The organism is Gluconobacter sp. P5B12 (genome assembly GCF_018812035.1).
GTDB lineage: Bacteria > Pseudomonadota > Alphaproteobacteria > Acetobacterales > Acetobacteraceae > Gluconobacter.
In genome coordinates, this window is sequence record NZ_JACRVV010000001.1 from 304,851 (window position 1) to 319,387 (window position 14,537).

Sequence of the window (14,537 nt, forward strand, 5' to 3'; positions counted from 1 at the left end):
GACGGAGGGGGCTCGGAGTTCAGTCTCCGGATGATTCAAAAATTTCTTCCAGTGTCTGGGCCATCACGTCTCCATCGAGCGTTTTGCCCAGCCAGATCTCAACACCAATCAGGCCTTGGTTGACCAGCATTCCCAAGCCATCGAGGGTCGTGCAGCCTTGCGAGTGAGCTTCCTGAAGGAAGCGTGTTTGCGGTGGGTTGGGAATGACGTCCGCAACAATCTGCCCTTTGGTCAGGCTTTTAATGTCCACAGGCGGTATCGCCTCCGGATCACCAAGGCCAATGGATGTGGCATTGATGACGATATCTGTGCCTTCGGGAACGGAAACATCGCCCTGCCAGGGCTTCGCTTCGGCATCTGCGCTTGAGTTGTCACGCACGAGCGCAGCAATGGTCTCGGCTTTCTTGACGTCACGATTGACGATGGTGAGATGGGCGGCGCCCGCCAGTGCCAGTTCAACGGCAATCGCACGTGCGGCTCCCCCTGCGCCAAGAAGAAGAACGCGTTTTCCGGCTGGATCTGTGATCTCTTTCAAGGACGCCAGAAACCCCTTGCCGTCCGTGTTATGGCCCGTCAGGCGTCCGTCCTTGATGGCGACGCAGTTGACCGCTCCGATCAGTTTTGCTGACTCATCCAAAGCATCGAGATGTTCCAGAACCGCGACCTTATGGGGCAGGGAGCAATTGAACCCGACCCATTCCATGGCTTTGGCACCTTTGACGGCGTCAGCCAGATTGTCTGCCTTGACGTCACAGTTGATGTAACGCGCGTTCAGTCCCTCATGGATGTATGCGGCTTCGATCATGGCGACGGTTGGATTGTCTGCGCATGGTGTCGAAAATGATCCTGTCAGAATGCTGCGGAAGTTCTGGTCACTCATGTCTGGCTCTCCTGTGTTGAGGCGTCCCTGACATAAAAAGACATGCTGAACAGATTGGAACCGCCTTTGAGCGGTTCAGGCTATGGATGGCAGAGAAGTGATGAGGAGAGGGGGCTACGCCGCCAGCGTGATGATCGTCCGCAGGCCGCCTTCGCCGCGGTTCTGAAGGCGTACGTCACCCCCCTGTGCCCGCAGGATTGTCCGGGCGATGGAAAGCCCCAGGCCGGTGCCCCCAGTCTCACGGTTCCGGCTGGTCTCGATCCGCACGAACGGCTCAAAAACCCGCTCTAGCTCACCTTCAGGCAGGCCGGGGCCGTTGTCCTCGATAATGATGCGGGCGATGCGGTCTTTTTCTTTCTTCTGGGAGGGCGGAATGAGCGTGACATGCGCACTGCCACCATACTTCAGAGAATTGAGAATAAGATTGTTCAGTGCGCGTTTCAGCGCTACGGACCGGGCCTGAATCCGGACTGGTTGTACGGGCAACTCATAGACCAGCGCATCTGCCTGCTGCGGGTGGCTTTCTGCCGCTTCGTCCATGATGGTTTGCAGCAGGGTGCGCAGATCAAGGGAGACAACCTGTTCATTCGAGGCGCTGTCACGACCGAAAGCCAGTGTGGCGGCCACCATGGCTTCCATTTCATCAAGATCCGCCAGAATCTTGTTGCGCAGTTCGTCATCGTCAATGAATTCGGCACGTAGCTTCAGCCGTGTAATTGGTGTGCGCAGGTCATGCCCGATTGCGGTCAGCATAAGCGTCCGGTCCGAGACAAACCGGCGGATCCGCATGGACATCGTGTTAAAAGCAATCGCCGCCCGGCGGATCTCCGAGGGGCCGTTTTCAGGTAGAACCGTTGAGCTGTTGACGTCCCGACCAAGCGCTTCCGCGGCAGTGGCCAATGTCGTGACCGGGGCGATCAGGCGGCGTGTGGCCCAGACGATCAGCGCCCCTCCGAAGAGGGACATCATCAGGAATGCGATGATGAATGTCGGAGCTTCGAGCGGGTTGGGCAGCGGCATGACGTAACGGACGACAAGCCAGCAATGACCATCCGGCAACAGCATGGATGTGGAATGTGTCCGAAGTTCCTGGCCGGCCCAGATCTCCAGTGGGTAAAGAGAGGAAGGGAGGAACGATCCCCGCATGAAGGGGGGGATCTCTCGGTATCCTTCACGCCCGCTGCTTCCCGGCCCGTACCAGCCTTCATGAGGACGATCAAAACCGTGTTCATTAGGGAAGGGCGGGTGTTCAGGGGAGCCGAAAGGGTGTTCCCTGCTCTCTTCCCCGGGCGGTAGCGCCCCAGGGCCTCCTGGTTCCATCAACCCACCGGGGCCAAACGGAGCCGGGCCGGGACCGAAACCGGGAGGCGGGGCATGAAAGCGCCCGGGAGCGAGCCCGCCCGGCGCGAAAAAGGGAAGCGGAATTTTGTGGCTATGGATGTCCTGATCCGGCGTCCCAAGCAGAAGAACTGTTGTATTCGACGGGATGTGCAGGTCGTCTATGGCGTTCTTCCGGTCTTCCTCCTTTGTTTCTGCAATTGTGCGATAAATGGAAAAGACCTGGATCTGGTAGTCATGCATCTGGCTGCGTTCAGCCAGATCAAGACGGTCGAGCGCGTGGATTCCCAGTCCTGCAAGTTCAATGACGGCCAGCCCGACAATCAGAAGCAGGCTGGTGCGAGCGACAAGGGAACTGGGAAAAAAGCGCACTTTCAGACGCGTTCGACTTCTGCTGCAAGAACATAGCCGCCACCGCGCACGGTCTTGATGACCTGTGCATTCCTGCCGTCATCTTCCAGCTTGCGACGCAGGCGGCTGATGGCGACGTCAATGGCACGGTCGAACGGTCCAGCCTGACGGCCGCGAAGCAGCTCAAGCAGCATGTCTCGGGTCAGGACGCGGTTGGCGCGTTCCAGCAGCGCGATCAGAAGATCGTATTCGCCACCCGTCAGGGAGATTTCTGCTCCATCAGGGTTGAGCAGACGGCGGCGGACAGGATCGAGGCACCAGCCGGCAAACATGATCTTGCGGGTATCTGTGGCCTGACGTTTTTCAGACGCATCAACTGTCCGGCGCAGAACAGCGCGAATGCGGGCGAGGAGTTCGCGGGGATTGAACGGCTTGGCAACGTAATCGTCCGCGCCAAATTCCAGACCGATGATCCGATCGGTTTCATCGCTCATGGCCGTCAGCATGATGATGGGAACATTATCCTGGGTACGCAGCCACCGTGCGACCTCAAGGCCGCTTTCGCCCGGAAGCATCAGGTCCAGAACCACAAGCTGGTAATGACCGTTGGCCCAGGCTTTTCGGGCTTCACGACCATCGCGCGCAGCCGTGACGCGGAAATGGTTCCGTTCAAGGAACTTGCTCAGAAGCTCCCGGATTTCACGGTCATCATCGACGACCAGAAGATGGGGAAGGGTTTCTGTACCCATGATGATGTTACCTTCCATCGGCTTGTGGCGCGGTTCAGGTCCGCCGCGCCACTTTCGTGCTTACGCCAGCCAGGAGGGAACCGGGAGGTTTTTCGCACGAAGGAACTCAGGGTTGAACAGCTTGGACTGATACCTTGCCCCTCCATCGCACAGGATTGTAACAATCGTATGTCCAGGACCAAGCTTCCTTGCAGTTCGGATAGCTGCTGCAACATTGATGCCTGACGAACCACCCACGGACAGGCCTTCTTCTGCGGTCAGGGCAAAGATCTGCTCCAGCGCTTCCGGGTCCGCAATTCGCTCTGCATCATCAGGTGCGCAGCCCTCAAGATTGGCTGTGACACGTCCTTGGCCAATACCTTCCGTGATGGAGCCGCCGCTGATGGTCAGATCGTTGGATTTCACCCAGCCATAGAGTGCGGAACCTTCCGGGTCCGCCAGAACGATCTTTGGGGCCGTTTTGCCTGCTGCCGCAGCCTGTTCCCGCAGGCCCATTCCGATGCCTGCCAGAGTGCCGCCGGTGCCGCAGGCGCAGGTGAAGGCATCAATCTTTCCGCCCGTCTGGTTCCAGATTTCGACGGCTGTCGTGGTGCGATGGCCTTCGCGGTTGGCAGTATTGTCGAACTGGTTAGCCCAGAAAGCACCGGTTTCCTCAGCCAGACGACGTGACACATGGACGTAGTTGCCCGGGTCACGGAAGGGCTTGGCGGGGACCAGTCGCAGGTCTGCGCCGATCATGCGCAGAAAGTCGAGCTTTTCGCGGCTCTGGGTTTCCGGCACGACGATGATCGCCTTGCAGCCCATGGCCTGAGCTACCAGTGTCAGTCCGATGCCAGTATTGCCCGCCGTTCCTTCGACAACAGTTCCGCCGGGCTTGAGAGCGCCAGTGCGGAAAGCATCTTCGATGATGGCAAGTGCCGCACGGTCTTTGACCGATCCGCCGGGGTTCATGAACTCCGCCTTGCCGTAGATGTCACAACCGGTTTCTTCGGAGGCGCGCTTCAGACGGATGAGCGGCGTTCCGCCAATGGCGGCCGTCATGCTGGAGGAGGTGCTCTGCCACCCTGCCGAAACGGACTGGTGTGGGCTGGTGATGTCAGTCATACGTTCACTCCTGTGCTAACGGAATTATAGACCGCGTTTTGTAAGGATGAGGAAGGCCATGAAGGTACTGACAGCAAAGCAGGCATGGGACGTGCTTGCAAATGAAGCCGACAGCATCCTCGTCGATGTGCGGACGCCACTGGAATGGGCGGAAATTGGCCTGCCCGATTCTTCTGCCCTGCCAAGGCCCGTTGTGTGTCTGACGTGGCAGCCGGGTTTGGAACAGATGTTTCTGGAAGGACTGCTGAATGCTGTGCCTGATCAGAACAGTCGCGTCCTGTTTCTGTGCCGGTCAGGGATGCGCTCCCATAATGCAGCGCTTCTGGCTGAACATGCCGGATATGCGGATGTAAGCAATATCGTCGACGGCTTCGAAGACAAGCATGGCCCCGGCACGGGCTGGCGCGCCGGGGGACTGCCATACGTTCACATGCCGCTGTCAGGTTCCTGATCGGCGTCATAACGGACTTCAAGGACGACGCACCACGGATAGCGGCTGTCGTAGCTGTGACCTGAGCCATCAGCGACCCGCCCGTTCGCATCTGTGGGAACATGTGTCAGAGACACGGCGTCGTCCACATTGCCGCCAACGATGCTCAGCTCATGACCGAAAGGCTGGTCATTCTGATTGACGGCGGTGACGATGCCGCAATGAGCCGGGAACCCGTAAGACGTCGGAAGCATCGAGAACGTCACGGTCTTGCTACGGCCACGGCCTACGCAGATCAGATCGCCGATTTTTGGGGTGTAGCTTCCCGGATCATGTGCGCTGACACCGCTGGACTGCCCACTGGCGGCCGCGTTGATATAGGTCGCGTGGTTGGGTGAATACGGGAAGCGGTCATTCGCTCCTGCGACACGCATGACGTAGGAAATGAACGCTGCCGACCAGGCGTAGTGCCCGTCATGCGCGGCGTCGAAGCGTGTGCCGTTCGCATCGGTCTTACCCGTCCAGCCAGCTTCCGTTTCATACGGGTCCTGGCCGATCCACCAGTATTCACCCACGCGCTGCCACAAGCCGGGAATACGTTCCGGCTTCAGGGCAGGATCCGTGGGTTCTGGTCGGTCTTCCGGATCGTCATCAGCTACAGGTCCGCCGAACATGCGCCATTCCCGCAGGGCAATAGCTGCGACGTCCTGACGGTTGAAAGGCTCAAAATTACGGCTGGCAAAGTCCGGAACGTGGCTGTTGTAGCCCACCGGGCCTGTTGTGCCGTTCGCATACTGTGCGTTGGGAGTCTGGGCCGGATACGGACGGACACTGTTCTGACTGGCGCAGCCGGTCAGTGCGAACAGGGCGGCCGTAGCAGCTGTTCGCCAGAAAATATGCGAGTCTGACACAATCATCCTCATGCTGGCTCGATGAACCTGCATCTTGAACGGCAAGTGCGATGGAGCGTCAAGGGCAGGGCCTCGCATGTGAGAAAGAGAGGCTGTTTATTTAGAGAACGGAAGGAAAGAACCGTACGGCTCCTTCAATCAGAATGGCGGGTGCAAAAGGTATAAGAAGAAAAAATATATGTTTTAGGCATCTTCTGGCCTTATCCGGACCGGCTCGAAAGGACAGGAGAAGGAAAACCAGAGCAACAACCGAAATGACTGGAGCAAGACAGATATAGGTCATGAGACCCAACGCCCAGGAAATCATGCCGAGACTTTGATGCTCTTCTGGGTCCCAGCCCATCATGAAACCAGCGAGGAATAAAGGTATCAATTTGACGAGCCATGAACTCAAACCTGCATAGACGATAAGTAACGTCCGAAAGACTTGGGAGTGGGGACGCAAGGGGGCAGGCGGGAGGACACGCTCTGGTGGAATGTGGGGCAGGGCGTGCATGTAACCATTCGTTTCAAACGATTCGAATGGTTACAATGTGCCTGTATCAGTTGTCCGGGAAAAGGGTCTTTAGCCCCTCTCCGGAAGCATCACACCGGCCACGTTCGGTGATCAGTCCGGTCACCAGACGGGCTGGTGTTACGTCAAAAGCCGGATTGGCCGCCGAGCTGTTTTCTGGTGCAATACGGACGCGCCCCGGAGCACCGTTATCCGTCAGACCTGTCATGAATAGGACTTCGTTCTGGCTACGCTCTTCAATCGGGATTTCCTTCACGCCGTCCCGAACACGCCAGTCGATCGTGGAAGACGGGAGTGCCACCCAGAACGGGACGTTGTTGTCTTTGGCTGCGAGCGCCTTGAGGTAGGTGCCAATCTTGTTGGCCACATCGCCCTGTGCCGTTACGCGGTCCGTGCCAACGATGACCATGTCCACATCGCCAGCCTGCATGTAGTGGCCGCCGGCATTATCCGCGATGACGGTATGCGCGACACCATGGCTGCCGAGTTCCCAGGCCGTGAGTAGGCTGCCCTGATTGCGGGGGCGTGTCTCATCCACCCAGACATGCACCGGGATGCCTTCGTCGTGCGCCATGTAGATGGGGGCTAGTGCTGTTCCCCAGTCTACTGTGGCAATCCAGCCGGCATTGCAGTGCGTGAGAAGATTGACGCGGCCTGTCTTACCCTTGCGCTCCCAGATTTCGCGGATCAGGTCCAGTCCATGGCGGCCGATGGCTTCATTGACCTGCACGTCTTCATCACAGATCGCATCGGCTTCCACATATCCGGCTTCAACGCGCTCTGCTGGCGTGAGCGCGCGCAGACGCGTCACCATGCGTTCAATGGCCCAGCGCAGGTTGATGGCAGTCGGGCGTGTTTCGATCAGATCAGCCGCTGCTTTTCCCAGCGCAGCATCGGATGCGTCGTTCTGAAGGGCAAAAACCAGACCATAGGCTGCGACGGCACCAATCAGCGGAGCACCCCGAACCTGCATGCTGCGGATTGCATGCGCGACAGCGCCTACGTCGCGGAGTTCAAGCACCTCCACTTCCCATGGGAAGCGGGTCTGGTCGAAAATGCGGATGCTTTTGGCGTCGTCAGACGGGCGCCAGATGCTGCGATAGGCAATGCCATTGATCTTCATTGAGTGCTCCTGGGAGGCGCTCCGACATTCAGGGCGCGGAACAGAAAAAACGTCTTATAGCGCATGTGCGCGATACATTCGGTGAACTCAAGAGCAGAAACCCCCCGGTCGTATTGCGCGTTAGGCGGATATTGCCTTGCGAGGGTCCAGAAACCAGTAGTATGAATTGTATTACGTTTCATGTCTGGATTCTCTTTCTAGCTGTAGGGAAAGATAATGGCCTCTCTCGTGAACCCCGGAAATACCGCCGTGCGCGCGTCTGACGCTCAATCACGTCTTTCCACAAAAAGCAGGTCCGACAACATGACGGCTCTGGAAAAATACCGGCAGCTGCGAGAGAATCGTAAGGTGGTGCGCCGCCGGAAACTTGAGCAGGAAAAGCGTCAGCTTTCTTCCTGAGCACGCCCTCTTTCACTCTTCTGCCTCAGGCTGTTAAGCCTCTTCCGCTGCTCGGGTCCTGTTTTGCCGGGTCGGATCTGGAAAGGGCATGAGTAGTGTCTCTGCGTGTACTGACGGTTCTGCCGCCGCGTGAACTCTACGCTGAAGGCCACGCTGGCGCGATTTCCCTGCTCGTCAGCCGCATGGCCCTCTGTGATGATCGGATTATCGGTAGAGCTGTATTGGGCGTTCCGTTGCCGGGCGGCAAATTTGTTCCGCTAAAGCGTGTCATATGGCCGCTTCCTCAACGCCTGAAATATGCATTGTCCTGCGTTCGCGCAGCCCGACGCTTTCGGCCTGATCTGATCGAGGTTCATAACAGGCCGGATCTGGCCATGGCTCTGTCCCGTGTCGCTCCCGTTCGGTTGATCCTGCACAATGATCCGCGCTCCATGAGGGGCGCCAAAACTGCGACAGAAAGGTCTCGGCTCGCTACGAAAGTGCTGGTTTGCGCTGTTTCGCAATGGGTTGCGACGTGTTTTGCAGAAGGCAGCGATACGCCGCCACGCGTCGAAATTCAGCCAAACTGTGTGGATCTGTCCGTATTACCAGCTGAGCGCCCGCGGAAAAAACAGGTTCTGTTCGCGGGACGGGTCGTTGCAGACAAAGGGGCAGATGCTTTTGTCTCAGTCTGGGCAAGTCTGCGGCATCAGTATCCGGACTGGACAGCTGTCATTATGGGCGCTGACAGATTTGGCCCAGATTCACCGGAAACTCCATTTTTGACCCGGCTGCGCCCTCAGGCGGCACAGGCTGATGTTCTGATGACGGGCTATCGGTCCCATCCGGATGTTCTTGAAGCCATGACGGAAGCGGCTATTGTTGTTGTGCCAAGCCGTTGGCCGGAGCCATTTGGCATGACGGCGCTGGAAGCCATGGCGTGCGGGGCGGCTGTGATCGTCTCGCCATTTGGCGCGCTACCGGATGTAGTCGGAGAGGCGGCCCTGCTAGCGGCCCCGGATGCTTCCGGAGCGCTAGAGGCCGCGCTGGGTCAACTGATGGATAACCCGGCACTCAGAGCGGAGCTTGGGCGTAAAGGCCGCGAACGGGCCGCTCTGTTCAGTCTGGAGGCTGCCCGCGCGCGCCTTGTCGCGTTGCGTCAGGCAGCCATTGCTTTCAGTCGCGGTTCGGCGGCCCCATGAAGGTCGGGTCAATCGCGTCCGGGACGTGACGTGCCAGAATTTCGTCCACGGCCTTCTTTTCCTCGTCGGTCAGAGACCAGCCGAAGACATCCTTCACACCGGAGACCTGTTCAGGCTTGCGTGCACCCCAAAGAGCGATGACTGGCCCCTGATCCAGAACCCAGCGTACGGCGAAGGCGAGAACGGACTTGTCGCGCTTGGCGGCCAGCTCCTTGAAGTCTTCGACAGCGGCGAGATAGCTCTCGAACTTCGGCTTCTGGAACTTCGGATCACCTGAACGCAGGTCGTCCTTCGGGAAGGTCGTATCCTTGTTCATCTTGCCGGAGAGAAGCCCGCGGCACAGTGCGCCATAAGCGAGCACCACGGCGTTATTCTTCTTGGCGTATGGGAGAATATCTTTTTCGCAGGTGCGTTCGAAAAGGTTTAGCGGGGGCTGAATTGTTGCGAGTGGAGCAACTTCGCGGAAAATATCCATCTGCTCTGGGGAGAAATTGCTGACGCCGAGCGCCCGGATCTTACCTTCTTGATGAAGTTTCTGCAGTTCGCGTGCGCTTTCATCAATGGGCGTCTTGTCATCGGGCCAATGGATCTGTTCGAGATCGATCGTCTCGACCCGCAGGCGGCGAAGGGAATCTTCCACTTCCTTGCGGATGCGGGCAGGGCGGGAATCACGGAAAACCTTGCGGTCTTCGGGTTTATCATCCGTCCAGTTCAGGCCCAGCTTTGTCGCGACGAAAGCCTTGTTTGGCTTTTCGGCCAGTGCCCGGCCAACAACTTCTTCTGAGTGCCCGAAGCCATAGACGGGGGCTGTGTCGATGAAATTGATGCCGTCATCGAGAGCTGCATGGATGGTGCGAACGCCGTTTTCATCGTCCGGCCCGCCCCACATCCAGCCGCCAATGGCCCAGGTGCCAAGAGCCACGCGGGAAACCGGAGTGTCGATGCCGGGAATGAGAATGGTGTCTGAGGACATGCCTGTCTCCATAAGAAAGGGACTGTTTCAAAAAAGCGCATTCGGATGGAGGTGGTTGCATGGAAAGTCGAAACCCGCCATCCACAATGTCCATGCGCCTGTCTTCTTTTTCCCTGACCCGCCTCGGCCAGTGGCTTGCTGTTCTGCTGCCGCTGACACTCACGCATCTCAGAGGGCTGGCGGAAGCAGACCTCGATATTCTTGCCGTTCTGCTGTTGGTGCAGTCGGCACGAACGCGGCAATGGGACTGGGCAAGAGAGCCCTGGGTCATCGCGACCTTCTGTTGGTGGGGCTGGCAGGTTTTGTGCACAGTCTGGGTCTCGCCCGGTCATGGGGCACTGGGCCAGTCTCTGGCAGCCATCCGCTTTCCGCTGGCTGCCGCAGCGCTGGGCTGCTGGCTGTTGCGCGATGACGTCTGGCGCAGAAGGGCGCTCTGCGTCACGTGTGGATGCGGGCTTTACATTGCATTCCAGATTATGGTTCAGGCGGCGTTCGGCCGAAATCTGTTTGGCGTGCCGCGCTTCCATGATGGCACTCTCACAGGCCCTTACACGCACCCCCGTGCCGCTGCCCCATTGTCACGCCTTATTCTGCCGATGCTGATGCTTGGTTGTACTTTGATCGAGGGGTGGAAAAGTCGTTGGTCCCGCACTCTGGGACTTTGTGCTGCGACGGTTCTTGCCGTGGCGGTCATGGTCCTCGCGGGGCAGAGAATGCCATTCGCGCTTGCGCTGTTTGGAATTGGTATCTGCGCGCTTCTGTATCGGCCGATGCGCCCGGCAGCGCTTGTCGCGGCGGCAATGATGCCGCTTCTGATCTTTGCCGCAAGTGCGCTGTCGCCCGGTAGCTTCTCACATCTCGTTGTGCTTGCCCGGCAGCAGTTGACGCATTTTAGCCAGTCTCCTTACGGCGAGATTTACACTCATGCTGTGGTGATGGCGCAGGAACATCCTTTGCTGGGGCAGGGCTATGACGCCTATCGCCATCACTGTGATGACCCGGCGACGTTCCACGGTCTGTCGTGGCTTTCCATGGCAACGCCAGAAAAAGGCTGGCGCGATCTCTGTGTTCAGCATCCGCACAATCATTATCTTCAGGCTCTGGTAAATGCTGGTATTCCGGGCCTGATCCTGTTTGTGCTGATGGTGGCCTGCTGGCTCAAGGCGCTCTGGCCAGGGCGGCAGGGTTCAGCCATTGCAATCGGTCTTTTTGCCGCGGTCTTCATTCAGGAATGGCCCATCGCGTCCTCTTCGGATTTCATGAATCTGCCGTTGGGTGGATGGGGATTTCTGATGCTCGGTCTGGGGTTGGCCTATCGCAACGGCTTTCAAGACACCGCGCGCGGGCCTATATCGTAAGCAGATTACGGAGGCACCCCAATGTCCAGCACCAGTGATCCGGCACGCGCCGGAACCGTTCCCGTTACTGTTCTGACCGGCTTTCTTGGCGCCGGTAAAACCACCCTGCTGAACCATATCCTGACTGCTGAGCACGGCCGCAAATATGCCGTGGTCGTCAATGAGTTTGGTGAGCTTGGCGTGGACAATGACCTCGTGGTGGATGCCGACGAGGAAGTGTTCGAAATGAACAACGGCTGCATCTGCTGCACCGTGCGTGGCGATCTGATCCGCATTCTCGGCGGGCTGCTGCGCCGTCGTGGTCGTTTTGACGGGATCATCGTCGAGACGACCGGCCTTGCCGATCCGGCCCCCGTCGCACAGACATTCTTTGTGGATGAAAACATCCGCGAGAAGGCCCGTCTTGATGCTGTTGTGACAGTTGTTGATGCCTTCAACATCATGCAAACGCTGGACGAAAGCCCGGAAGCGATCAGTCAGCTCGCATTTGCGGATGTGATCGTTCTGAACAAGACCGACCTTGCCGATGAAGAGCGCCGCAAGGAAATCGTTGCCCGCATTCGCCAGATCAATGCCGTGGCTGAAATTCACGAAGCCCAGCATGGCGGTGTGAAGCTGACGGACATTCTGGATCGTGGCGGCTTCGACCTTCAGCGTGCCCTGTCCACGATGCCGGACTTTCTGGAAAACGATCATCACTCCCATGAAGAGGGCATCGTCAGCATTTCCCTCTCTGTGAAGGAGCTGATTGACCAGCGGCGTTTCCAAGCCTGGATTGGTGCGCTCCTGCAGGAACAGGGTGGTGATATCCTGCGCTCCAAAGGCATCCTGCACTTCAAGGGTGAAGATCAGCGCTTTGCGTTTCAGGCCGTGCATATGATGGCAGATGGTGATTTCATTGGCCCCTACCGTGAGGGAGAAAGCCGGGATTCCCGTCTGGTTTTCATTGGCCGTAATCTGAATCGTCCGCAGCTTCGTCGCGGCTTTGAAAGCTGCATCGCGGAATGACACGGGAAATCATTGAAGATCGCGGCGCAGAACGTCGCTTCGAAAGCCCGATTATCGGCGTTGTGTCGTCACGTGATGGCAAGACTTTGGCCGCTGCCACGGCGGATGGTGAGATCATTCTCATTCCGCGCGACAAGATGAATACGCTTGGCGCCTGGACGGTTCTCTCGGTTCACGAGGGGGCGTTGTGCCTGTCACAGGACAGCCTGCCGGATGCTTTTCTAACGGGCGGCGAGGACGGAAAACTTGTCCGCACTTATGCCGATGGCCGGACGGAGGTTCTGAGCGAAGGGCGCCGGTGGGTCGATTGCATTGCGTCATCCACCACGCATTTCGCGTTCTCGGCTGGCCGGGAGCTTGAAGTCCGGGCGGCTGAAGGCACGACAACGCTCAAGAAGCTGGATCATCCGTCATCTGTGACGGGCATTGTTTTTGATGCCAAGGGCAAGCGCGTTGCGGCCTCGCATTACAACGGTGCGTCTGTCTGGTTCGTGCAGGCCAAGGTCGATACTGTGCGCCCGTTCGAATGGAAAGGCAGCCATATTGGCATTGCCATTCATCCGGGTGGGGAAGCGCTGGTCACGTCCATGCAGGAAAACGATCTGCATGGCTGGCGTCTGGCCGATGGGCACAACATGCGCATGAGCGGCTATCCGAAGCAGGTGCGGTCCATGGCGTTTACGCGCAATGGTCGCTGGCTGGCAACGTCTGGCGCAGATGCCATCGTCCTGTGGCCGTTCTTCGGTGGCGGCCCGATGGGCAAGGCTCCGTCCGAGCTGGCCCGTCTTCCGGGGCTGTTTGTCAGCGCTGTGTGTCCGAACCCGAAGGAAGACATCATTGCGGCCGGCTACGAAGACGGGACTGTTCTTCTGGCTGAGATCGGGGGTGGGGACCAGCGTGTGCTGCCTCTCTGCTCAGGCCAGAAAGCTGCCCGTGGCAAGGTGACGTCCGTGTCCTTTACCCCGCAGGGCGGGGCTATCATCTTCGGAACGGAAGATGGAACAGTTGGTGTTGTGGACTTGTCCGCTGCAAGTTGAGCGTCGGTTCAGACCGTCATGAAAAGGAGGCCTTCGGGCCTCCTTTTTTGCGTTCAGGCCGTGAAAAACTGGCTCAGCCCCATCCCACGCAAGCCCCGGCGATAGGCGATGGAACTGCGATCTGCCATCACATGCGCCTCAAGGTTGGGGTCAAGAGGCAGGTTTTCCGGCTTCTGCGCCTCAACAATCTGGCGGTCTTCTTCAAAGACACGGCGATTGAATTCATAAACATCCTCAACCGATCCGGTCGTATCGAAATTCCGGCAGATCGGCGCGAACATGCGTGTCACACGAGCCGAAACCGGTGAGGCTGCATTCATGATGACGAGCCTGCCATCGTTCGGGAAGTGGATTTCCAGCGTTGCCGTGAAGGGCAGGAAAACCCGGAAATGCCGGAGCCATTCGAAGTCCGCAAACTCTTCAACGCCCAGAAGCCCATGTGGAAAGTTGGAAACGTTGCTACGGTATTCAGCCTCGAAACCCGTTTCCGTCAGCTTGGGTGAATAGGATGGAACGATCGGGTTTTCAGGGTCTGCAAAAGTCTCGGTATGGACGAAAGCAAAATGTGCCACGTCAATAAAGCCTTCGACCTGACGTCCTGCGAAGCCCTTGATGTCGATGGACGGGCAAGTGATCTGCTGGAAGGCTGGATTGTCCCAATGCGGCATCGGTGGGAGATTGATTTCTCCTTCGGGGCGCAGGCATGTCCAGATGAGGCCGAACCGCTCTACAACTGGGTAGGTCTTCAGGTGAAGTTTCGGCGGGATCTTGCTGTCCGGATGGGCAGGCACACGCACGCAACGGCCATCCTGACCAAACCGGAAACCATGATAGGCACAGGCAATCGTCTCGCCGTTTCCATTGCCCATGCTTAGCGGCACACCACGATGAGGGCACAGATCATCGGCAACGACGATATCATCTCCAGAGCGGTAAATGACGAGAGGTGCATCCAGCAGCACTGCCCCGAGCGGGCGCTCCCCGAGTTCACGGGAGAGGGCGACCGGGTGCCAGGACTTGGCAAGGATCTGCCAGTCTGCGGGTTCGAACGTACAGTTCCGTGGCAGGTCAACGGATGCGGCAGAGAGGCTGGCGCAGGCTGCGGTCATGGTTAGGGTCCCCGCGGGCTGAAGAACGGACTCGCAGAGCATTCCATGGATCATGCGTTCTCTGATATATTA

The 14,537-nt window shown here is 58.3% G+C and carries 14 protein-coding genes; 6 read left to right on the plus strand and 8 right to left on the minus strand.

Going from position 1 to position 14,537, the window contains the following annotated elements; translation table 11 throughout:
• Window positions 1-19: 19 nt before the first annotated feature.
• The 4 genes from aroE to KP702_RS01350 form a co-directional block, all read right to left on the minus strand.
• Window positions 20-880, minus strand: coding sequence for a shikimate dehydrogenase (aroE, locus tag KP702_RS01335; RefSeq protein WP_202206360.1), 861 nt, complete (start codon window positions 878-880; stop codon window positions 20-22).
• Window positions 881-994: 114 nt separating this feature from the next.
• Window positions 995-2,590 carry an ATP-binding protein gene (locus KP702_RS01340; RefSeq protein WP_202206361.1) on the minus strand — a complete coding sequence of 532 codons (1,596 nt, stop codon included), beginning with the start codon at window positions 2,588-2,590 and terminating at the stop codon, window positions 995-997.
• A gap of 2 nt (window positions 2,591-2,592) precedes the next feature.
• Complete coding sequence (locus KP702_RS01345) at window positions 2,593-3,318, minus strand: response regulator (RefSeq protein ID WP_046900890.1); 726 nt, start codon at window positions 3,316-3,318, stop codon at window positions 2,593-2,595.
• Window positions 3,319-3,378: 60 nt separating this feature from the next.
• Window positions 3,379-4,422: a cysteine synthase A gene (locus KP702_RS01350; protein ID WP_086634001.1), complete on the minus strand. Its 1,044-nt coding sequence runs from the start codon at window positions 4,420-4,422 to the stop codon at window positions 3,379-3,381.
• Window positions 4,423-4,480: 58 nt separating this feature from the next.
• Between KP702_RS01350 and KP702_RS01355 the strand changes: the two genes are divergently transcribed.
• Window positions 4,481-4,873, plus strand: coding sequence for a rhodanese-like domain-containing protein (locus KP702_RS01355; RefSeq protein ID WP_202206362.1), 393 nt, complete (start codon window positions 4,481-4,483; stop codon window positions 4,871-4,873).
• Here KP702_RS01355 and KP702_RS01360 read toward each other — a convergent pair.
• Both KP702_RS01360 and mtnA read right to left on the minus strand, forming a co-directional pair.
• Window positions 4,849-5,769 carry a DUF2272 domain-containing protein gene (locus tag KP702_RS01360; protein WP_202206773.1) on the minus strand — a complete coding sequence of 307 codons (921 nt, stop codon included), beginning with the start codon at window positions 5,767-5,769 and terminating at the stop codon, window positions 4,849-4,851. The two genes, KP702_RS01355 and KP702_RS01360, sit on opposite strands and share 25 nt — an antisense overlap.
• Window positions 5,770-6,305: 536 nt before the next feature.
• Complete coding sequence (mtnA, locus tag KP702_RS01365; protein ID WP_202206363.1) at window positions 6,306-7,400, minus strand: S-methyl-5-thioribose-1-phosphate isomerase; 1,095 nt, start codon at window positions 7,398-7,400, stop codon at window positions 6,306-6,308.
• 216 nt (window positions 7,401-7,616) lie between these two features.
• On the opposite strand from mtnA, the gene KP702_RS01370 reads away from it, so the two are divergent.
• Together KP702_RS01370 and KP702_RS01375 are read left to right on the plus strand one after the other, a co-directional pair.
• Window positions 7,617-7,799: a hypothetical protein gene (locus KP702_RS01370; protein WP_202206364.1), complete on the plus strand. Its 183-nt coding sequence runs from the start codon at window positions 7,617-7,619 to the stop codon at window positions 7,797-7,799.
• A 101-nt stretch (window positions 7,800-7,900) separates the two neighbouring features.
• Window positions 7,901-8,980, plus strand: coding sequence for a glycosyltransferase family 4 protein (locus tag KP702_RS01375; RefSeq protein ID WP_252348520.1), 1,080 nt, complete (start codon window positions 7,901-7,903; stop codon window positions 8,978-8,980).
• On the opposite strand, the gene KP702_RS01380 is transcribed toward KP702_RS01375, so the two are convergent.
• Complete coding sequence (locus KP702_RS01380) at window positions 8,955-9,953, minus strand: aldo/keto reductase (protein WP_202206365.1); 999 nt, start codon at window positions 9,951-9,953, stop codon at window positions 8,955-8,957. The two genes, KP702_RS01375 and KP702_RS01380, sit on opposite strands and share 26 nt — an antisense overlap.
• 59 nt (window positions 9,954-10,012) lie before the next feature.
• Here KP702_RS01380 and KP702_RS01385 point away from each other — a divergent pair, with 59 nt between their 5' ends.
• From KP702_RS01385 to KP702_RS01395, 3 genes are read left to right on the plus strand one after another with little or no spacing between them, the layout of a single operon-like run.
• The gene (locus KP702_RS01385) at window positions 10,013-11,311 is read left to right on the plus strand and encodes an O-antigen ligase (protein WP_252348485.1); all 1,299 of its coding nucleotides are present in this window, start codon (window positions 10,013-10,015) and stop codon (window positions 11,309-11,311) included.
• Window positions 11,312-11,332: 21 nt separating this feature from the next.
• On the plus strand, window positions 11,333-12,319 hold the full coding sequence (locus KP702_RS01390; RefSeq protein ID WP_215768400.1) for a GTP-binding protein: 987 nt from the start codon (window positions 11,333-11,335) through the stop codon (window positions 12,317-12,319).
• A complete protein-coding gene (locus KP702_RS01395; RefSeq protein WP_215768401.1) occupies window positions 12,316-13,356 on the plus strand; it encodes a WD40 repeat domain-containing protein in 1,041 nt (346 codons plus the stop codon). The genes KP702_RS01390 and KP702_RS01395 overlap by 4 nt, the downstream gene beginning before the upstream one ends.
• Window positions 13,357-13,409: 53 nt before the next feature.
• Here KP702_RS01395 and KP702_RS01400 read toward each other — a convergent pair whose 3' ends face one another.
• Window positions 13,410-14,465, minus strand: coding sequence for an aromatic ring-hydroxylating dioxygenase subunit alpha (locus KP702_RS01400; RefSeq protein ID WP_202206368.1), 1,056 nt, complete (start codon window positions 14,463-14,465; stop codon window positions 13,410-13,412).
• Window positions 14,466-14,537: the final 72 nt, after the last annotated feature.

Bases quoted from the DNA above. Each gene is read 5' to 3' on its own strand.
- aroE (WP_202206360.1), bottom strand. From the start codon at position 880: ATGAGTGACCAGAACTTCCGCAGCATTCTGACAGGATCATTTTCGACA.
- KP702_RS01380 (WP_202206365.1), bottom strand. From the start codon at position 9,953: ATGTCCTCAGACACCATTCTCATTCCCGGCATCGACACTCCGGTTTCC.
- KP702_RS01385 (WP_252348485.1), top strand. From the start codon at position 10,013: ATGGAAAGTCGAAACCCGCCATCCACAATGTCCATGCGCCTGTCTTCT.
- KP702_RS01390 (WP_215768400.1), top strand. From the start codon at position 11,333: ATGTCCAGCACCAGTGATCCGGCACGCGCCGGAACCGTTCCCGTTACT.
- KP702_RS01350 (WP_086634001.1), bottom strand. From the start codon at position 4,422: ATGACTGACATCACCAGCCCACACCAGTCCGTTTCGGCAGGGTGGCAG.
- KP702_RS01345 (WP_046900890.1), bottom strand. From the start codon at position 3,318: ATGGGTACAGAAACCCTTCCCCATCTTCTGGTCGTCGATGATGACCGT.
- KP702_RS01355 (WP_202206362.1), top strand. From the start codon at position 4,481: ATGAAGGTACTGACAGCAAAGCAGGCATGGGACGTGCTTGCAAATGAA.
- mtnA (WP_202206363.1), bottom strand. From the start codon at position 7,400: ATGAAGATCAATGGCATTGCCTATCGCAGCATCTGGCGCCCGTCTGAC.
- KP702_RS01360 (WP_202206773.1), bottom strand. From the start codon at position 5,769: ATGATTGTGTCAGACTCGCATATTTTCTGGCGAACAGCTGCTACGGCC.
- KP702_RS01370 (WP_202206364.1), top strand. From the start codon at position 7,617: ATGGCCTCTCTCGTGAACCCCGGAAATACCGCCGTGCGCGCGTCTGAC.
- KP702_RS01400 (WP_202206368.1), bottom strand. From the start codon at position 14,465: ATGACCGCAGCCTGCGCCAGCCTCTCTGCCGCATCCGTTGACCTGCCA.
- KP702_RS01395 (WP_215768401.1), top strand. From the start codon at position 12,316: ATGACACGGGAAATCATTGAAGATCGCGGCGCAGAACGTCGCTTCGAA.